The organism is Rhizobium sp. Root491 (genome assembly GCF_001427205.1).
Classification (GTDB): Bacteria; Pseudomonadota; Alphaproteobacteria; order Rhizobiales; family Rhizobiaceae; genus Agrobacterium; species Agrobacterium tumefaciens.
The window spans coordinates 597,061-615,019 of the sequence record NZ_LMFF01000017.1; the positions used below are offsets into that span (position 1 = coordinate 597,061).

Consider the following 17,959-nt stretch of genomic DNA (forward strand, 5'->3'; position numbering starts at 1 on the left):
TGCCCAGGCTCCGGCAGAAATCCTGCTTCCCGGGCCGAATATCGGCGTGGCTGGAGGCGTTTGATCGCGCGGTACCCGAGCCATATTTAATACGGGTGCGAAAGCAAATTTCGTTCGCTTCGCCTCTTGATTTTGAAAACACGAAAAACCAAATCGTGAGCCGCCAGTCGCTGATGACAGGACTGGCCGTGCTGGAGGCGCCGCTTTTGGCGCTTTGGTACCCATGTTGCTTCAAGGAGGATATGGTTATGGCAACATCTTACGACTATGCACCGTTGTACCGATCGAGCATCGGATTCGACCGGGTCTTCAATCTTCTCGAAAACGCCCAGCGCACCCGCTCGATCAGTGACTGGCCGCCCTATGACATTATCAGTACGGCCGAAGACAGCTATCAGATTTCTATTGCGGTGGCTGGTTTTACACGGGACGAGATCGACATCACTTTCCAGTCCAATCTCCTGACCGTGACAGGCAAGAGACAGGAGACTCCCGCGGAGGGCTACCTGCACCGCGGCATTGCGGCCCGTCCGTTCGAGCATCGGTTCGAACTCGCCGATCATGTCAGAGTGAGCGGCGCCGAACTGAAAAACGGTCTCCTTTCGATTGATCTCGTCCGCGAAATCCCGGAGGCCCTGAAGCCCCGGAAAATCGACATCCAGACCGATGCGGTTCTGGTGCCGACAGTTGCCTCGGGCCAGATCGAAGCACAGAAGGCGGCTTGATTTACATTGTTGGATGAACAGGGGCGCCGTCGCGATGGCGCCCACGAATATCCGGGATGGGAAGGAGAAAGCAATGAAACCCGATATGTTCAGACAGCCTGTTTTCATTCTTGTCGGTCTCGGCTTTCCAGCGGAGGTTCGAAACGTGCTGGAGGCCTACCGACATCTTTCCGAGTGGCCCGCAACAAACCGAGATAGCGCACATTCCATTGCGCTTAAGGCATGTGCTGCCGCGTTGCGCGGCGAGATTGAAGCGGAGACCGCCCGCGGTTTGTTCGTGGCCTTTGCCGAAAGACACGATCTGCTTGCACCGGAAGATGGTGTCATCGCCGCGTCTCGTCTTTCGCGCGACAGAGATCCGCATGTGAATTGAGATAGACACGGTTATAAATGTGCAGCGGCGAGTTGTCCGTTATGCGGGGGCGGTATCGTGCACGGGCTCTAGAATGCCGAGCGAGCTGATTTGCCGCCCCTGCGAAAGCGATTAGCGCGAAGACTGTCACGGTCTGGGTAAGGAGGACAGGTTTGCTGCCTCGAGGTTGACGAGGGTGTAACATGGCATCTTCTCGTCACCAGCGTGGCACACGTCTTTCATAGTCTGGGTCGAAGAGCTTCATATAGGCTGTATCATCGCGTTCTTTCATCGAGGTCTGTTCGTAAAGTGCCGCAAGTTCGGTGAGTTTTTGCCGATCGAGCGTCACGCCAAGTCCCGGCCCATTGGGGACATCGAGGCGACCGCCACGGAACGTGAACGGCGTGCCCTCGATCACGTCGACACCGGTCCATGGGTAATGCGTGTCGCAATCGAAGCTCAGGTTCGGCGTTGCGGCGGCAGCATGGACCATTGCCGCCAGTGTGATGCCGAGATGCGAGTTGGAATGCATGGAGACGCCAAGACCCAGTGTCTCGCAAATCTTCCCGAGATGGGTCGAGGCGCGCAATCCACCCCAATAATGGTGATCTGACAGCACAATCTGCACCGCATTTTTGCGGAAGGCCGCGGCGATCTGGTCGAATTCAAGGACGATCATGTTCGTGGCGAGCGGGATCGACGTAGCGGCTGCGACTTGTGCCATCTGATCCATACCGATGACCGGATCCTCGAGATATTCAAGGATATTCTCAAGCTTGCGTGCGATGTAGATGGCCGTGTCCACAGTCCAGCCGCCATTGGGGTCGATCCGCAGCGGATGATTGGGAAAAGCTTCCCGAAGCTTCAGCATGGTCTCGATCTCGAGATCCGGATGCAGCACGCCACCCTTGAGCTTCAGCGACTGGAAACCGTATGTGTCGACCATCCTGCGGGCTTCGCCAACCATCTGATCAGGCGTAAGAACCTCTCCCCATTCATCCGGGGCTTCACCTATATGGGCTGCGAATTTGAAGAACAGGTAGGCGCTGAACGGAACGCTGGTACGAATGGCGCCACCAAGCAGATCCGAGACCGGCCGCCCGAGAAGCTTGCCCTGAATGTCGAGGCAGGGGACTTCAAAGGCTGAGGCAACCACGTCCGTCAGCTTGTGATCGGCCACCGCCGATTTGGCATTGATGCCGCCACTGCCGGGCAATGCGGTGATGACGCGAGATTTCAACTCGTGAAGATGAAACGGGTCGAGCCCGATCAGGGCAGGGGCCGCCCGTCGCAACCCATCCAGCGCCTTGATACTTCCGTAACTTTCACCAAGGCCGACCGTACCGTCGTCACATATGACCTCGATGACGGTGCGCAACGCATGCGGCTGATGCACGCCTTTACAGTTCAGTAGCGGTCTGTCGGGAATGGCGACCGGTGTGAGGTGAATTTCGGCTATGCGCATTAAAAAGCTCCTTGTCGCCACCAGCCGCGCGCAGCTTTTAGCGCATCGTCCAGCGGGGACAGTTCGGGATGCCAGTGGCGTTCCCATTCCAGACTGAGAGGGATATGTCGTTCATCCGACTGTAAAAGCGAAAGCAGTTCCGCCATGGGGAAATCGCCATGGCCGGGCAATACGTAGCGTCGTCGGCCATCGCTGTCCGTGGTGCTGTCCTTGACGTGCAGATGGACGACATTTTGTGCGATGTGTTGCCAAAGGATTTTGAGATCGCTGCCTTTGGCCCAGGTATGGTGAGTGTCCCACAAGAGCTTCGATGCTGGCACGCACGCGATGAAGGCGAGAAGCTGCTCGAAATCAGCCAGCGCGTCGTGTGTTTCGATCATGAGGTCGACATTCAGACCGCGTGATAGTCGCAGCGATTGCCAGTTGTCCAACAGGCCCGCTGCCTGCGTCATCTCATCCTGTCCCAACTGTTTGCCTCCGTCGAAGATGCGCAGATAGGAAATGTTTGCGGCTTCCGCCCAGTCCATAAAGGGCTCGACGGCGGAAAGATCGGTGCTGCCGAACAGCCGAATGGATGTGTTTAGGGCGGCAACCTCGAGATCACTTTCGGCCAGAAAGGCTGCAAATCTGGAAGGAGTGGCAAATTCGGCAGTGAGTGCCGGGATGAGGTCGACCGTACCGGAGAGCGTGCGCAACTCCACATGCACGATGCCATGCCTCTGTGCCAGATCGGCCGCTTCGTGCAGGCTAAGTTCGGAGCAGCCAAGCGTTGAAAAACAGTAATCGAAAGCGCTCATGCCATACGCTCCATATCCTGTTTATGGACCGGGTGAAGCGCGGCTTGCCCCGCGACGAAACGTTCGATCTCGGTAATGGCGAGATCGGAAAGCGCCCGCAATTCATTTCCCAGCGCCCCGGCAATGTGGGGGGTGAGCACGACATTGGGCAAATCGTAGAATGGGCTATCCGTCGGCAAGGGTTCCGGCTCCGGTGTATCGATCAGGATACGCAGCCGCCCGGAAAGTGCCTCGGCCAGCAATGCGTCGTGATCGACCAGCCAGCCCCGTGCCGTGTTGATGAAGATCGCATGATCCGCCATCAGCGCCAGTTCGCGGGCACCAATCATGTGGCGGGTTTCAGGCAGGATCGGCGCGTGCAGGGAGACCACATCGGACCAGACGAGAAGCTCGTCGAGCTCCATTTTCGTAGCACCAAGTGCGGCCGCGTCTTCCACCGAAAGAAAAGGGTCGTAGGCGGCGATCTCGAATTTTCCGCGCGTCAGCATCTCCATGACAAGCCGACCAATCCGTGACGCGCCGACGATGCCGACTTTGCGGGAATGATTGCCGAGATAGGGTAGGCTCATGCCACGTCTGCTGCCAAAACCGCCGGTGCCGCGCTCTACCCGATGCTCGTCTCTCAGACGAAACACATCCTTGCCGCACATGATGATTGCCGCATAGGTAAACTCGGCAACCGGCACGGCCATGGCCGATGCCGCCGTGGTGATAAGAATATCGGATGTTTCCCAGAATTCGGCGGGAGCAACAGCGCGCACCGAGGACGCGGCATAAGCGACCATCCTGAGCTTTGGCGCACGGGCGAGGCGCTCGCGTGTCAGGGATGGCGTGCCCCAGGCGGCGAGCAAAATGTCCGCCTCGGCCAACGCTTCTGCTCCCGCTTCCGTGTCGAAATCCGTGTAGGGGAAACCCGGTATGATGTCGGTTACGGCATTCATGCGTGCCCATTCGCGCGAACCAAAGAAACCTTCGGGAAGCTCGTTCCGCATGGCGATCAACAGCCGTGGTTTGTCTTGAGATGGTCTCATCGGCGTACCGGACTTGAAACAGATCGAACCTCGATGCGGTTGACGTCGATTTCGATCGGTTGAGAACCGGGCCGCAGGATCACATCGAGAAAAACTTCGGGAGGGGCTTCACCTGGCCTGAGTTTCAGGGGAGGAGTTCTGAGCGCCCCTGTCCATTGGGTGGCAGGGAAAGGAAAAAATATGCCGTCTTCGGCAGGGAAAGGCGCAAGTGCTACCGCCTGCTGTCCTTCGGCTGCAGCATCTTTCAGACGCAGCGATACTCCGAGTACGTCGCTATGCGCCGGCACATCAACATCGCATATGGCCTCCACCCATAAGCCTGTGCCCGGATGGACAAGCCGCCCGCCGAGACGGTGGCTTTGTTCACCTGTTTCCGTGACTGTCAGGGCTGAAAAATCAGAGGCCAGATTGCCAGCTGGATTGTTTACCGGGTCAAAACGATCGTCTGTCGCCAGAATACGGGCCGGCGCTCGCGGCACAATCGCCTCCAGATAGGTGGCAAGCAGCTTTCCTACGGCAAAAGCGCCTGTCACCGCAAAATGGGTGCCGTCGTCGGAATAGCCGGGATGAGGCTCGCCGAATTCACTTTCGGGATCGACCCATGCCGAATTCCAGTCGAAGACATGGCAATTGGCATGATCTGCGGCAAATTCGATGCTCTGCCGGTTGATCCAGTGCGCTTTTGCCCGCTCCGCACCGCCTGCCGGCCATTTCCCGGTGCCACGGGCGAGGATCGGGAGCAGGATGACGGTTTTGCCTGCGTCGAGCAGAGCCGAAACGATCCGCGCCCGTGTATCGGCAATCGTCTGGCCTGTTTCCACCATCATGTCGTTGGTGCCGGCATCGACGATGACCAGATCGAAATCCGATTGCAGCAGTCGCGGTAGCCGCCGTTCGATCTCGATTGCCTTCTGGCCGGAAACTCCGAAATTGAGGCCGGAAAAGAACCGGCTGACACCCGGTCGATTGCTCGGTTCCCAGCCTGTTGGTGCTGATGGATCATGGTGGACAGGGCAGCAAAGCCTGCCATGCGACAATACCTCGGCCCAACTCATCCAGCCGCGGGCCGATGTGGCCAGCGAGGACGCGTCGCCAATATGGTTCTGTTGGACGAGCGAAGTGCCGAGAACGGCAATCCGGCTCGCCCTTGGTAACGATACGGACATGGTTTTTACCGGATATCAGGAGAACAGGACGCCGCCATTGATGTCGTAGCAGGCGCCGGTGATATAAGCGGCATCGTCGGACGCAAGAAACGCCACCAGACCGGCAACGTCTTCGCTTGAGCCTTCGCGCTTCAGCGATGTGGCGCCTGCTACCCTTTCACGCACTTCGGGTTTGGTGAAGGTGTCGTGGAAGGTGGTGGAGATCATGCCGGGGCAGACGGCATTGACGCGAATATTCGGGCCAACTTCCTTGGCAAGTCCTCGGGTAAAGGTCATCACGGCACCCTTGGAAGTGGCATAGGCGAGCGCGCCCGGCCCACCGCCGTCACGGCCCGCCTGCGACGAGAAGGTTACGATCGCGCCGCCCTTTGCCATTTTGGGCAGTGCGGCCTTGGCTGTCAGGAACAGCGACGTCAGGTTGACGTCGAGGACCTGATGCCAGAAGGCTTCGTCCATGTCAGCGATTGTCTTGCGGGCGATAAGCCCACCCGCAACATGGACGAGGCCATGGATCTCACCGAATTTGTCTGCGGCAGCAGAAATGGCAGCCTCTACTTCGCTTGCGTTTGTCAGGTCTGCCTTGATCGCCAGAGCCGAACGGCCAAGCTTTTCGATTTCGGCAACAGCCGTGGCCGCACCTTCAGCGGCTCCATTGTAGGTGAGGACGACATTGGCGCCTTCCTGCGCAAAACGAATGGCGCATGCCCGGCCGATATCCCGGCCGGCGCCGGCTACAACAACGGTCATATTGGTAAAACGCTGCATTTGAAGAACCTCGTATGGTTAGAATTGCTTGGGAAGGGAGAGCTTGAAACGCTCGTCGTCGACGTCGCTGAAATAGATGTCGGTCGAAAAACCCTGATCGTCTATGAAGCTGAAGATGCGCTTCGGCTCCTTTAAACTGTAAGGCACCAGAAGGGTGACCAGCCGATGCCGAGTTGCTGCCGGAACCGTGGCGCAGACGTGATGGTGGATATCAAGACCCTCGAACTCCTTGGGATCAATGTCGGGAAAACCTTCGACGGCCGCGATCTGCGGTGTGCCGGCTGACGAGAAGACAAACTGGCCGTAAAAGCCCGCCTTTTGGCCATTGTAGCGAAAGCTCGACTTGCCGGTCTGCGGTGCCCCTGTGGTATGGCAAAGCCATTGCAGTTCCTGGGGCTCGGAGCACTCCACCTCATCGACAATCACGAAATAGCTGTCGTTGACGAAGTGCATTTCGCGCTGCGCTTTCATAACCAGCGGGTTCGCGACCTGATAGGCAGACGTCGCATCTCCGAGGATCCGGATATGTCCCGGATTTTCCTCAACCGATACGATACGGCCGGCGGCACGACGCGCGAGTGCCTTGTCCTTTTCCGCATATTGTCCCTTGCCGCCGATCAGGACGGCGTTCTTCGACCGTGTCTGACGGCGCCAGTTCAGATGCATCTGCGAGTTGAACGCCACGTAATAGCCGGACTGGATCGCCAGATCCTCGCCGTAGGCATAGAGGACAAAGGCATTCTGGTCGCCATGACTGTGGCTTAGCGAACCGTAGGGACTGGATTTGAAGACGAATTGCAGATGCCGTTCCGGGTCTTCCATATGTTGCTGGATGGTCGCCCAACCGATATCATCGAAAACAGCGAGTGCCGGCAAGTCTGCAGGCGAGACTGCTTCCACCTGCTGATAGTCGTGACGATAGACGAGATCGTCGAAGTTCAGGTCCCACCAGCCGTAATTGTAGAAGGCCATTTCTGTGCCCGTCGCATCGGCCTTGATGTGATCGAAATACCATTGGTAATGGCCGTTGCCGGTAACGCCGGCAAATTGCCGAACATTGTAACCCAGTTTCAGGCCGGGAAGATCGCCAAGCGTGGAGTCGTCGCCAAAATTGGCGCGACGGGTTCCCGGCGCCTTGGTATAAAGCGGGAAGCGCCCCGTGTTCTGGAAAAATGGCCGCTGATAAAGATCGTAACCGATATAGGAGCGGACCAGATTGGCGGCCTCTATGAGATAAGCCATGCCGGTCATCCAGTAATGCGGCCCTTCCGCCCAGCCACCGTCAGTTCCAGCCCAGGGAGAATAGAGGGTGGCAAGGAATTCAACGGTATAATCGAGCCATTCGCCCGCCTCGTCGCTTTCGTCCTGAAGCGCGATACAGGCCGGCGTCAGTACTGCCGAAAGCGAACGGACCGCATGGCTGTCATAGGGAAACACGTGGATGCGGGCATGCGCAATGACATGGTCGGCGACCTCCCGCGTCCGTTCAAGAAGAACCGAGCGTACGGTCTCGCGCTCGGCTTCGCTCAGATAGTCGTATAGCCAGTCATAGCCCCAGGCGAGTGCCACGACGATACGGAACCCCGCCTCGTCATTATAGGCCCGGGAGGTCGCGCCTTTCGGATCCCAGCCAGCGACGGCCAGCAGCCACTTGCGCGACGCATCGAGTAGATCGTCGCGTCCGAGCACCCGACCGGCAATGGCCAGGTGCCGGATCGCATAGATCACTTCCTGGCAGTCGATATACATCTGTCGCCAGAGTCCTGCGACGCGCATATTGTTGGGATAAGGCTGAGGTTCCGGCATGACCGGCCGCTCAAGCCAGGGCTTTACCGATTTCTCGTAGAACTCGGACCAACTGCAATGATTGGGGTCCTTTGCCACCGCCTCCGAGAAGCAGCGCAACTGTTCCGGATTGAGCCAGAGCCGTGGATGGCTGGCATGCGCGGCTGCATGACGGGCCTGCCTGCTTGGTAGCGGCGTTTTCGGCAGCGAAGCGTCGATCTCGAAGCTGCGCACGGTACTCCAGTTGGAATCCGGCGTCGCGGACGTCGGGCCCCACAACGCATAACACCAGTGATAGCGGCCTTCCGGAAGGGCTTCGTCCGGCGTGAAGAAATTCCACGCGAGATCTTCAAAGACGAGCGTCTTTTTGTCTGCAAAACCGGGATCGGACGAAATCCGCAATACGTAGCGCGCACCGTCGTCGATGTCGGGCAGCCATGAAAAGCGCGGAGGGTTCTCCGTCGGCGGTACTTCTTCGCTCGGCTCGTAGCCAATGGTCAATGAACGCGGCCGGGGTTCATCGAGAAGTGTCTGTCGGGAGATTGCCGGGGCAGAGGGACACATTGCGCTCTAACTCCTATGAAAACAGGAAGGAAAGGATGGCGGCGACAAAGCCGCCATCACGGTCGAAGGTTTATTGCGCGGCCTTGTACTGGCGGTCATAGGCCGATTGCATCATCTTGATGACCTCGTCGTAACCGAGTGCCGTGAGGCGCTTCTTGTAGGCATCCCAGCCGGCATCGACGTCCTGGGCACCCAGTATCCAGGTCTGCTGCATCTCGGTCATGTAGGTGAGGATGCTTGGCCAGTAGCGGTCGAATGTCGCCTTTTCCTCTGCGTTCAGGGAAACGCCCATGAACTCATCCTTGAGGCAGTTGCACTTGTCGTACATATCGATGCCTTCAAGCGCGATCTTGTTTGTCCACTGGCGCTCATATTCGTAGTCCATCCAGTATCCGCGCGGGATCGCCGCACCGACCGCCCACAACTGGGCATTCACCGGGTCCTTGTTGTCGAGGATTTCCTTCTTGAATTGCGGCTTGCCATCGACCATCTCGTAGGTCAGGCCTTCGACGCCGAAATTCGACAGGATGCGCCCCTGTTGAGAGAACCAGAAATCGAAATACTTGATTGTTTCGACCGGGTGTTCGTTGGTCGCCGAAATAGCCCAGCCGACGGGCTGGACACGCAGCCGACGGGAATCCTCAAACCGTTGGCCCGAGACGGTCTTTGGCGGCAGCATCGGCTTTAGCGCGAAACCGTTGATCTTTGGCGACAGGGCGTCGTTGTAGGTCGAGGTACTGGCGAACCAGTCATGCGTCATGCCGCCGAGATTGTTGCCCAGCAGATATTCACGCGAGCGAGCACCGCGGGTGAAAATCTCCTTGTCGATCAGGCCTTCCTTGTACCATTTGGCCACGTTGGAAATCCCGGTCTTGTAGTTTTCCTCCGCCCAGGGATGACGAAGTTGTCCGTCATAAACGGCAAAGTCGCCATAACGCTCGGATCCGGACACGCGCGCATCCCACAGATTGATAAGGCGGACCGCATCGATTTCCTCACGGGCAAAGTAGGGAACTTCATCCTTGAGACCGTTGCCGTTCGGGTCCTTGTCACGGAAGGCTTTCAGAACTTCGTAGACCTCTTCCGGTGTTTCCGGCTGCTTCAGCCCAAGCTTGTCGAGCCAATCCTGGCGGATGAACCAACCGCGCGAGAACTTGCCATCAGGGACGTAAGGGATGAAATAGAGCTTGCCGTCCGGTCCGGAGATGGCGTTGCGGATTTCCTTGTGGCTGTCGAAGAATGCCTTGAGGTTGGGGGCGTTTTCCTCGATCAGGTCATCGAGTGGAATGAATGCGCCCTCCAACCCGTAGCGAATGAAGTCTTCCTTCAGCCCGCCCGTGGCGTCGCCGCCGACGATGTCGGGAAGGTTGCCCGAGGCAATCAGAAGGTTGAATGCATCGCGGCTGCTGGTGGTCGCCAGCGACGCCACGTTGCGGACATGAATGTTGGTGATCTCGGCGGCCTTTTGCTCCACCGGCCATTTTTCCGAGTAGACGTATTTGTCCCGGAAGTGGAAGTGGATCGTAAGCTCCAGCGGATCCTTGGAAATTTTCCCTGAATCCTGCGCCGATGCCGGCAAGGCCAGGGTTGCGGCTGTCATCAACGCCAGTAGGGGCGTGCCTTTTCGTAGTGCTCTCACAGGTTCTCCTCCCTTGTGCTGCTACTCTTTGACTCCGCCCAGCAGAATTCCTTTGGTGAAATACTTCTGCGCGTAGGGGTAAATGATGAGGACGGGAATGATGGAAGCGATCATGATCGCGGATGTTACCGTCTCGAACGAATAGTGGGCGGTGAGCAGGCTCGATGCGAATTCGTCATTCGAGTTAAGATCGACGATCACGCGCTTCAGATAGACCTGAAGCGGGATCTTCTCCTCGCCGCGCAGCAAGACCATCGCCCAGAAGTAACCGTTCCACCGCGAAACGATGCAGAACAGCGCAACGGTGACGATTGCGGGCTTGGAAAGCGGAATGAACACCTTCCACAGCAGCTGCAACTCGCTTGCACCGTCCATTTTGGCGGCTTCTTCGAAGGACTTTGGCACCGCTTCGAAGAAGTTGCGCAGCAGAATGACGTTGAAGGCGTTTGCCGCAAATCCGAGGATGATGCCGAAGCGGCTGTCGAGAAGTCCAAGATCACGCATGTTCAGAAAGAAAGGGATCATGCCGGCGTTGAACCACAGCGTAAAAGCGATGGCGATGTTGAAGAAAGTGCGGCCGCGCAGGCGTTTGCGCGAAAGGGCGTAGGCTCCGGGGATCATGATCAGCAGGCTCATCAGCGTGCCGCCGAAGGTGTAGATGAACGTGTTGCCATAGGCGACCCAGAACATCCTGTCGGACAATACCCTGTCGTAAGCGGCAAGGGTCACATCAACCGGCCATAGCGTGACACGGCCAGCCGTGACGGCGGCCCCCGAAGATAGCGAGACCGAAAGCACATAGATGAAGGGATAAAGCGTCGACAGAACGAACAGAGCCAGAAGAAGGGCATTTGCCCAGCCAAAAATCCTGTCGCCGCGGGAATAAAGATTGAAGTTTGCCATCTTTCAGCTCCTCACCAAAGCGATGTCGACGAGACTTTTCGGCTGATGCGATTTGCCGAATAGACGAGGACGAAAGCGATAACCGCATTGAACAGTCCGGCGGCCGTCGCGAGATCGTATTGGGTACCCTGCAAGCCGGTGCGGTAAATGAAGGTGGAAACGACATCTGCCGTCTCATAGGTGGATGGCCGATAGAGCAGAATGATATATTCGAACCCGACCTCGACCAGATTGCCGATGCGGATGATCAGCATGATCACGATTGTCGGCAGGATGCAGGGCAGGGTGATCCGCCACATCATCTGCCAGCGCGATGCCCCGTCCACACGGGCAGATTCATAAAGCGTCGGGCTCACGCCAGCGATGGCGGCGAGATAGACGATGGATTCGAAGCCCGCTTCCTTCCAGACCGACGAGCCGATATAAATCGGACGAAACCATTCCGGCTGGGTCAGGAAGTATATCGGCTCGAATCCAAGGCCTTTCAGCAGAAGATTGACGATGCCTATCGACGGCGACAGGAAGTTGATGACGATGCCGGCCACGATCACCACCGAAATGAAATGCGGCAGGTAAACGATCGTCTGGGCCCAGCTTCGGGCAACGCTGTTTTGAACCTCGTTGAACATCAAGGCCAGGATGATCGGTACCGGAAACGCGAAGATCAGGCCGAGAGCGCTGATTTTTAGGGTGTTCCAGAAGGCGCGGATGAACATGTCATTGTGAAAGAGTTCCGCGAAGTTTTCAAAACCGACCCACGGGCTCTTTGCAATGCCGCGAAAAATCGAGAAGTCCTGAAACGCGATGACCAGCCCGTACATGGGCTTATAGAGAAAGACGGCGAACCAGATAATCATCGGAGCGAGAAGCAGGTAGAGCTGCCAGTCGCGGCGAACATCTTCCTGGAGATCGTGAAGGCGTCCCTGAAAACCCTTTTTCATGGTCGCGCCCCGCTTGGGGTTTTCAGCGACCTTCCGGTTGCCGCATCGAAGACATGGATGCGTGTGATATCGATGCCAAGTCGGGTGACGCCGTTGAGAGTATGATCGCCGTAAAGTGTTTCCGCCTTGGCGATAAATGGCTGGCCATCAGCCCTGCCGTGGAGCAGAGCCTCCGCGCCCAAGGGTTCCACGAGGTCGATGCTGCAATTGAGGTTTTCACGACTGTCTTCGGTCTCTACCGACATGATTTCGGGTCGCAGGCCGAGTTTGACCTGCTGCCCTTCCGTCGCATTTTTCGCAAATGCTTCCGGGACGCTGAAGCGTTGTCCGGCACTACCCGTGATTTTGACCTTTACGGTGCCATCCTGCTTTTCGATCGTCCCGTCCAGAAGGTTCATGGGCGGTGAGCCGATAAAACTTGCGACGAACGTGTTGGCCGGTTCGAGGAAAACTTCCATCGGCGAACCGACCTGCTCGATATGGCCGCCATTCATGATGACGATGCGGTCCGCAAGTGTCATTGCCTCGACCTGATCGTGCGTCACGTAGATGCTGGTGGCGTTCATCCGCTTGTGCAGCAGTTTAATCTCGGCCCGCATGTGGGTGCGCAGCTTTGCGTCGAGGTTCGAGAGAGGTTCATCGAACAGGAAGATTTTCGGCCTGCGCACGATGGCACGACCCATGGCGACACGTTGGCGCTGGCCACCGGAAAGATCCGCCGGCTTGCGGCCCAGATATTCGGTGAGCCCGAGGACCTGTGCAGCTTCTGCCACCGCCTTGTCGATAACCGCTCGCTTTTCGCCCCTCACTCGCAGGCCAAAAGCGATGTTATCGGCCACGCTCAGATGCGGATAAAGCGCGTAGTTCTGAAACACCATCGCGACATCGCGGTCTTTGGGCGCGATCTTGTTGACCACTCGGCCGTCCATTGAAACGGTGCCGTCCGAAATGTCTTCCAGCCCGGCGAGCATGCGCAGCGTGGTGGACTTTCCGCATCCCGAAGGACCTACGAGGACAACGAATTCCTGCGGCTGTATGGAAAGATTGATACCGTGGACGACTTCAAGGGCACCATAGCGCTTGACGACGTCGTTGATTTGAACTGCGGACATGAAAGGCCCCTCCTCAAAAGCCTTGAATGTTCAGTCAGGCGTCTTCTGCCCCCGTGAAGCGCGCTTCCTCGTGACGCGCGTGTTGACCTGCTCGATGAAGGTCCAGATCTTCGGGTTCTTGGAGAGTTCTGCGATTTTGGTTTCGAGTGATCCGAGGTGGCGCTGTACGGCCTCTCTTGCGGCTTCGACATCGCCGGATTCGATTGAGTTCACGATTGCTTCGTGCTCTTCGATAACCTTCTCGGTGCGACGGACTGCAAAAACGCGCTTCAGGTGTCGCATTCGGTCCATTTCGCCTTTCGCCTGATTTACGACGCTCCAGGCTCCAGGAAGGCGAGCTGCTGAAAAGATCGTGCGGTGGAATTCCTCGTCGAGCAGGAAAAAGTTAGTGAATTCCTCATCCGCGGCGGCAGTGCGCTGCTGCGACAGACAGGTTTTCAGCCGTGCGATGTCTTCCAGCGAATGCCGCTTGGTTGCCTCGATCACAGCGCCTTCTTCCAGCTTGAATCGAATGAAACAGGCCTCCATGTACCGCTGAACGTCGATCGGCGAGATGTAGGTGCCACCTTGCGGCACGACAGTCACGAAACCTTCTTCGGAAAGGCGAATGATTGCCTCGCGGACCGGAGTTTTGCTGACATGCAGCAGTGTCGCGATCTCCTTTTCCGACAGCGCCCGCCCTGGGAGCAGCTTCACCTCGACAATCAGTTTGCGAAGTAAGGCATGGATCCTGTTGGTCATGTTTCCGTCAGCCGGCAGGTCTTGGGGGGTGACGAGTTCGGACAGCGGTAACGATGGAAATTCAAGGGTAACAGACATATCAAATGCCTAACTGATATATTAGAATTGAAAGTGACATATCTTTTGATTTTCCGCGAGTCAAGCCCTGGGCAGTCTCGTGTTGGCGGTTGAATAATACGGGCCGAATAATTTCTCGACACATCAAGGCGCGCCGTGACACATGGTGGCCTGCTATTCTTGGAGGTGAGTGCTGGGTGGCTTGAAGCAACTGGCGCCTGGCATTGGCCTTTGCGGCTTGACCATCCGCCGGCTCGTCGCCCTGTCCGTATGGCGTACAAATCGCCCCGGGATTAACTTGTCGTGGTCAGATTATTATCACTAGCTGCCGTGTAATATATATAATATTGATCAATGGCGTTGCCGCACGGGCGCAGAATACCAAGCCTGTTTTGAGATTGCGGTTTGCGAGCTTGCTAGCTTACCAGCATTGACAACGCCCAAGCCACCGTTCTGGCAAAATCACGTCAATGCTTCGGCAGTGGCTGTTGTTGCCTCGGCTCCGCGGCCACGCAGCTCATTCAGGTACGCCATTCGCAATCCGCTGCCGCTATCTTGCCGGCACGCGGCCGGTCCCGGTCGCTGCCATTGATGGAGGTTCGGGATCGGGTACGACTGATAATGTGTGTTTGAGGCATTTAAGTGCGAAACAGGATCGGGAGTGGCGTACACCCTCGATCTTGTAGAGCTTCCGGCGCAGAAACTGCTCGTAGCCTGCGGTTCCTGCCACCGCCACCTTGATGAGATAATCATACTCACCTGTCGTCAGATAGGCTTCCAGCACCTCCGGAAGAGCGGCCATCGCTTCCCCGAAGCGTTCCAGAACCTCGTCGTCGTGGCGCTCCAGCATCACCTCGATGATAACAGTTTCGCTCAGTCCAAGCTTGGCCTGATCGAGAATGGCGGTATAGCCGCGAATGACCCCTTCGTCTTCCAGCCGCTTGACACGCTGCCAGCAGGGACTGGGCGACAACCCCACCTTTTCCGAAAGCTCCGCATTGCTCAACCTGCCGTTCTCCAGCAGGGTGCGCAATATCTTGCGGTCAATTCTGTCCAGCGGTTTCGTCATCCCCTGTCTCCACACAATACGTTGCAAAAAACCTGCCGTCACTGCGGCAGACTGCGAAAGAAATGTTTTCAGACGGGCGGTTCGGCGCTGGCATTCGAAAGCACCTTCCGCTGATTTTTAAGTACCGTACTGCAAGGTACAGGCAGCAGGGAGGAGCAGGCGTGGCACCCGTAGAACAACATCATTTTCCAAGGCCTAGAACGTTGATCCACCCCGGCATTTCCTCGCCCGTGCGCATCAACAGCCTGCACTCGCCATCCGCGCGCCACGTGCGGCTGTTCATCGCGGCGGGCCGCAGTCTTTATGATGGAATCGTGCAGCCGCTTTTTGAAAACGGCATTGAGAATGCCTCGCTCACCATTCTTGGCGGCTATTTCGACATATTGTCCTATTGCGTCGCTCCGCCCGACCCTTCCGGCAAGGCGGTCATTGCCTATACGAAACCGATCGACGCCGGTGCGGCCTGGCTTGTGTTCGGCAATGCTACGCTCGGGCGCAGCATGAAGGGCGAGCCGATCGTCCATTGCCATGCCGCCATGCGCACCGCGGCGGGTGTGGTCAAGGGCGGCCATCTGCTGACTGAATCCTGTATTGTTGGCGAGAGCGGCGTTTCCGCCCTGGTGACGTCACTCGACAGTTTCGTGCTGCAGCAGTCCTTCGACCCCGAAACCAACATTCCCCTTCTTCAACCCAGGAACCGTTCGGAGCGCGCCGATGAACACGCATAACACTGTCGAAATCGGATCCATGGGGCGTGTGGCCTATGCCCGCATCGCACCCAATGAAGACCTTGTTCTCGGTGTCGAAAAGCTGTGTCTTGCCGAAGGTTTCAGAAATGCCTTTGTGCGCGGCGCGCTGGGTAGTCTTGTCGATGCCTGTCTCGGCACCCGAAGCGGCGCGTTCTTGCAGATACGCGGTCCCGCTGTGGAAATCGTCTCCATTGCCGGCGAAGTGCGTGCCCAGCCGGACGGCTCGCTGCGCGCCTCGCTGACCGGTGTCGTCGCCGATACCGAAGGCTCGGTTTATGGCGGTCCCTTTATCGCCGGAGCTAACCCGGTTTGCATGACTTTTGAAGTGACGCTGGAAGAGTGGTTGCCTGCGGAAAAGCCGCAGGCGGCGTGAGTTGTCGTCAGGCGGGCCGGTGAGTTGCTCAGCGCAACTCATGCGGCGCGCCCCTGTCTTTCGGTCAGAAGTAGCTCGAAAGTAACGCAGACCGGGTTCTTGCCGCGCACCAGCCGCCCGCCGCTGATATGTGTGGTGAGGTCCACCATCGCAATATCCAGCATTGCTTGTCGGTCTCCCGACGCGGCCGTGGCGATACGGCCGTTTCTTATGAGGATTTCGCTCGCGTAGGCAGTGAGGCTTGTTCCGTCTTCATAATCCGCACCGACCAGGCTGCCAATTCCATTGACTTCGGCTTCTCGCAGGCCAAACTGGGTAGAGACCTCTTCGAGTGCCGTGCATATATCGGTATTGGGGCGCACTGTGCATAAAAGTGCCCGAAGACCCGAACCCTTCTGGCGGCGCTGCTGCGCGATGGGTGTGAAAAGGGGGAAATTGGTTTCCTCATCCTTTTGCACATCGAGGATCGCTCCATCCAGCGCCAGAGCTTCAAGCGGTGTTTCTACAGCAAATTCGGTCTCTAAAGGCAGCAGATGCCCCATGGAGACAACGCCGTCGGCACTCTTCCATGAACCATGGCAATGCAGAAACGGCGCGCTATCACGCCGGCCCATATGCAGGCCGGCATCGATGATTGTGCCACCCGGCATGGAAAAGGTTTCGCTATACCATGCGGCATGTGCGTCATCCGGTGCGGCTGCCGGCATGACATAATTCAGCCGTTTCATCGGTACGTTCTTCAGTCTGACGTAACCACCTTCGAACCCCAACTCCGCAAAGGCATCGGCAATCGCTTCATTGGCGCTTACGCCGGGCCGGACCGTCAGAGTAACAGGATAGGCATGGCAGCCGACGGCGCGAAAGCGTTCAGGCGTTGTCGGTCCGGGATGGACGATGTGGCGGTGAAGCTCTTGCGTGCCTGTCTCCGTCATACCGCAAGCCCCGCGGTAATGAAGCCCCCATCCACGGCGAGCACCTGTCCGTTGATGTAGCTTGCGTCATCCGACACGAGGAAAGCCACGGCAGAGGCGATCTCGTCCGTCCTGCCATAGCGATGCATCGGAACGCGGCTATGCCATTGGTCGCGAACATCTTCAGTATGAACCGCCTGGGTGAGGGGGGTATCGACCGGACCGGGCGCAATCGCGTTGACACGAATGCCCGATTGCCCCAGCTCGTTTGCCATTACCATCGTCAAAAGATTGACGCCGCCTTTCGAAGCGCCATAGGCGCTGCGGCCACGATTTCCACACATGCCGGAAACAGAGCTGATATTCACGATCGAGCCAGAAATATCGCGCTCCAGCCAGTAACGTGCGGCAGTGCGCGCTACCGCGAAGCTGCCGACGAGATTGACATCAACGATGCGGCGAAATTCTTCGACGCTTGTGTCGACGGACAGCTTGTCGATACCGATGCCGGCGCTGTTGACGACGGCGACCAGATCAACCGCATGATCGGAATCTCCCGCGGTCAGGGCGGCGAAAGCCATCTCTATCGATGCCTCGTCCGCAACGTTGCAGACGATGCCGCGCGAGAGATCGATACCGAGCTTTTCGCAGGCTATATCCAGCGCCTCGCGCTTGAGATCCAGCAACCATGGCTGCCAGCCGCGCGCCATCAGGAGCCGCGCAGTGGAAAAGCCGATGCCGGATGCACCGCCGGTTATCGCGACGGCCCCTTTTGTCCCTGTTTTCTCTTGTGTCATACCGTCTCCTCCCGATT

Annotated in this window: 18 protein-coding genes; 4 read left to right on the forward strand and 14 right to left on the reverse strand. The window is 57.6% G+C overall.

The genetic code is table 11. The annotated features are described in order from the left end of the window. Positions 1-248 precede the first annotated feature (248 nt). Both ASD46_RS22800 and ASD46_RS22805 read left to right on the forward strand, forming a co-directional pair. Positions 249-725, forward strand: a complete 477-nt coding sequence (locus ASD46_RS22800; protein ID WP_060642804.1) for an Hsp20 family protein — start codon at positions 249-251, stop codon at positions 723-725. A 73-nt stretch (positions 726-798) separates the two neighbouring features. After that, complete coding sequence (locus tag ASD46_RS22805) at positions 799-1,098, forward strand: DUF982 domain-containing protein (protein ID WP_035199246.1); 300 nt, start codon at positions 799-801, stop codon at positions 1,096-1,098. A 196-nt stretch (positions 1,099-1,294) separates the two neighbouring features. Here the strand turns inward: ASD46_RS22805 and ASD46_RS22810 are convergent, their stop codons facing one another. The 12 genes from ASD46_RS22810 to ASD46_RS22865 all read right to left on the reverse strand — a co-directional run bounded on the left by ASD46_RS22810 (position 1,295) and on the right by ASD46_RS22865 (position 15,112). Continuing rightward, a complete protein-coding gene (locus tag ASD46_RS22810; protein ID WP_060642745.1) occupies positions 1,295-2,542 on the reverse strand; it encodes a glucarate dehydratase family protein in 1,248 nt (415 codons plus the stop codon). Further along, a complete protein-coding gene (locus ASD46_RS22815; RefSeq protein WP_013761273.1) occupies positions 2,542-3,339 on the reverse strand; it encodes a sugar phosphate isomerase/epimerase family protein in 798 nt (265 codons plus the stop codon). Before ASD46_RS22815 ends, ASD46_RS22810 begins: the two co-directional genes overlap by 1 nt. Then, positions 3,336-4,370, reverse strand: coding sequence for a hydroxyacid dehydrogenase (locus ASD46_RS22820; protein WP_013761272.1), 1,035 nt, complete (start codon positions 4,368-4,370; stop codon positions 3,336-3,338). The genes ASD46_RS22815 and ASD46_RS22820 overlap by 4 nt, the downstream gene beginning before the upstream one ends. After that, positions 4,367-5,536: an SGNH/GDSL hydrolase family protein gene (locus ASD46_RS22825; RefSeq protein ID WP_013761271.1), complete on the reverse strand. Its 1,170-nt coding sequence runs from the start codon at positions 5,534-5,536 to the stop codon at positions 4,367-4,369. Before ASD46_RS22825 ends, ASD46_RS22820 begins: the two co-directional genes overlap by 4 nt. Positions 5,537-5,551: 15 nt before the next feature. Then, positions 5,552-6,301 carry an SDR family NAD(P)-dependent oxidoreductase gene (locus ASD46_RS22830; RefSeq protein WP_003517575.1) on the reverse strand — a complete coding sequence of 250 codons (750 nt, stop codon included), beginning with the start codon at positions 6,299-6,301 and terminating at the stop codon, positions 5,552-5,554. An 18-nt stretch (positions 6,302-6,319) separates the two neighbouring features. Continuing rightward, positions 6,320-8,650: an alginate lyase gene (locus ASD46_RS22835; RefSeq protein ID WP_060642746.1), complete on the reverse strand. Its 2,331-nt coding sequence runs from the start codon at positions 8,648-8,650 to the stop codon at positions 6,320-6,322. A 70-nt stretch (positions 8,651-8,720) separates the two neighbouring features. Beyond that, complete coding sequence (locus ASD46_RS22840) at positions 8,721-10,250, reverse strand: extracellular solute-binding protein (protein WP_003517573.1); 1,530 nt, start codon at positions 10,248-10,250, stop codon at positions 8,721-8,723. A gap of 60 nt (positions 10,251-10,310) precedes the next feature. Continuing rightward, positions 10,311-11,192, reverse strand: coding sequence for a carbohydrate ABC transporter permease (locus ASD46_RS22845; protein WP_060642747.1), 882 nt, complete (start codon positions 11,190-11,192; stop codon positions 10,311-10,313). Positions 11,193-11,203: 11 nt separating this feature from the next. Beyond that, entirely contained in the window at positions 11,204-12,133 is a 930-nt protein-coding gene (locus ASD46_RS22850; RefSeq protein WP_060642748.1) for an ABC transporter permease, read from the reverse strand. Further along, complete coding sequence (locus tag ASD46_RS22855) at positions 12,130-13,245, reverse strand: ABC transporter ATP-binding protein (protein WP_003517568.1); 1,116 nt, start codon at positions 13,243-13,245, stop codon at positions 12,130-12,132. The genes ASD46_RS22850 and ASD46_RS22855 overlap by 4 nt, the downstream gene beginning before the upstream one ends. 30 nt (positions 13,246-13,275) lie before the next feature. Beyond that, positions 13,276-14,064: a GntR family transcriptional regulator gene (locus ASD46_RS22860; protein WP_003517566.1), complete on the reverse strand. Its 789-nt coding sequence runs from the start codon at positions 14,062-14,064 to the stop codon at positions 13,276-13,278. Between the two features lie 529 nt (positions 14,065-14,593). Beyond that, positions 14,594-15,112 carry an Lrp/AsnC family transcriptional regulator gene (locus ASD46_RS22865; RefSeq protein WP_060642749.1) on the reverse strand — a complete coding sequence of 173 codons (519 nt, stop codon included), beginning with the start codon at positions 15,110-15,112 and terminating at the stop codon, positions 14,594-14,596. A gap of 161 nt (positions 15,113-15,273) precedes the next feature. On the opposite strand from ASD46_RS22865, the gene ASD46_RS22870 reads away from it, so the two are divergent. Then, positions 15,274-15,840 (forward strand): hypothetical protein, encoded by a 567-nt coding sequence (locus ASD46_RS22870; RefSeq protein WP_060642750.1) that lies wholly within the window; start codon positions 15,274-15,276, stop codon positions 15,838-15,840. After that, entirely contained in the window at positions 15,827-16,234 is a 408-nt protein-coding gene (locus ASD46_RS22875) for a PPC domain-containing DNA-binding protein (RefSeq protein ID WP_003508265.1), read from the forward strand. Before ASD46_RS22870 ends, ASD46_RS22875 begins: the two co-directional genes overlap by 14 nt. A 38-nt stretch (positions 16,235-16,272) precedes the next feature. On the opposite strand, the gene ASD46_RS22880 is transcribed toward ASD46_RS22875, so the two are convergent. Together ASD46_RS22880 and ASD46_RS22885 are read right to left on the reverse strand one after the other, a co-directional pair. Continuing rightward, positions 16,273-17,166 carry a PCC domain-containing protein gene (locus ASD46_RS22880; RefSeq protein WP_060642751.1) on the reverse strand — a complete coding sequence of 298 codons (894 nt, stop codon included), beginning with the start codon at positions 17,164-17,166 and terminating at the stop codon, positions 16,273-16,275. Continuing rightward, on the reverse strand, positions 17,163-17,942 hold the full coding sequence (locus ASD46_RS22885) for an SDR family NAD(P)-dependent oxidoreductase (protein ID WP_060642752.1): 780 nt from the start codon (positions 17,940-17,942) through the stop codon (positions 17,163-17,165). The genes ASD46_RS22880 and ASD46_RS22885 overlap by 4 nt, the downstream gene beginning before the upstream one ends. Positions 17,943-17,959: the final 17 nt, after the last annotated feature.

Excerpts from the sequence above, each read along its gene's own strand:
- ASD46_RS22860 (WP_003517566.1), bottom strand. The coding sequence starts at position 14,064 with ATGTCTGTTACCCTTGAATTTCCATCGTTACCGCTGTCCGAACTCGTC.
- ASD46_RS22815 (WP_013761273.1), bottom strand. The coding sequence starts at position 3,339 with ATGAGCGCTTTCGATTACTGTTTTTCAACGCTTGGCTGCTCCGAACTT.
- ASD46_RS22875 (WP_003508265.1), top strand. The coding sequence starts at position 15,827 with ATGAACACGCATAACACTGTCGAAATCGGATCCATGGGGCGTGTGGCC.
- ASD46_RS22845 (WP_060642747.1), bottom strand. The coding sequence starts at position 11,192 with ATGGCAAACTTCAATCTTTATTCCCGCGGCGACAGGATTTTTGGCTGG.
- ASD46_RS22835 (WP_060642746.1), bottom strand. The coding sequence starts at position 8,650 with ATGTGTCCCTCTGCCCCGGCAATCTCCCGACAGACACTTCTCGATGAA.
- ASD46_RS22855 (WP_003517568.1), bottom strand. The coding sequence starts at position 13,245 with ATGTCCGCAGTTCAAATCAACGACGTCGTCAAGCGCTATGGTGCCCTT.
- ASD46_RS22805 (WP_035199246.1), top strand. The coding sequence starts at position 799 with ATGAAACCCGATATGTTCAGACAGCCTGTTTTCATTCTTGTCGGTCTC.
- ASD46_RS22820 (WP_013761272.1), bottom strand. The coding sequence starts at position 4,370 with ATGAGACCATCTCAAGACAAACCACGGCTGTTGATCGCCATGCGGAAC.
- ASD46_RS22800 (WP_060642804.1), top strand. The coding sequence starts at position 249 with ATGGCAACATCTTACGACTATGCACCGTTGTACCGATCGAGCATCGGA.
- ASD46_RS22840 (WP_003517573.1), bottom strand. The coding sequence starts at position 10,250 with ATGACAGCCGCAACCCTGGCCTTGCCGGCATCGGCGCAGGATTCAGGG.
- ASD46_RS22810 (WP_060642745.1), bottom strand. The coding sequence starts at position 2,542 with ATGCGCATAGCCGAAATTCACCTCACACCGGTCGCCATTCCCGACAGA.
- ASD46_RS22880 (WP_060642751.1), bottom strand. The coding sequence starts at position 17,166 with ATGACGGAGACAGGCACGCAAGAGCTTCACCGCCACATCGTCCATCCC.
- ASD46_RS22885 (WP_060642752.1), bottom strand. The coding sequence starts at position 17,942 with ATGACACAAGAGAAAACAGGGACAAAAGGGGCCGTCGCGATAACCGGC.
- ASD46_RS22865 (WP_060642749.1), bottom strand. The coding sequence starts at position 15,112 with ATGACGAAACCGCTGGACAGAATTGACCGCAAGATATTGCGCACCCTG.
- ASD46_RS22825 (WP_013761271.1), bottom strand. The coding sequence starts at position 5,536 with ATGTCCGTATCGTTACCAAGGGCGAGCCGGATTGCCGTTCTCGGCACT.
- ASD46_RS22850 (WP_060642748.1), bottom strand. The coding sequence starts at position 12,133 with ATGAAAAAGGGTTTTCAGGGACGCCTTCACGATCTCCAGGAAGATGTT.
- ASD46_RS22830 (WP_003517575.1), bottom strand. The coding sequence starts at position 6,301 with ATGCAGCGTTTTACCAATATGACCGTTGTTGTAGCCGGCGCCGGCCGG.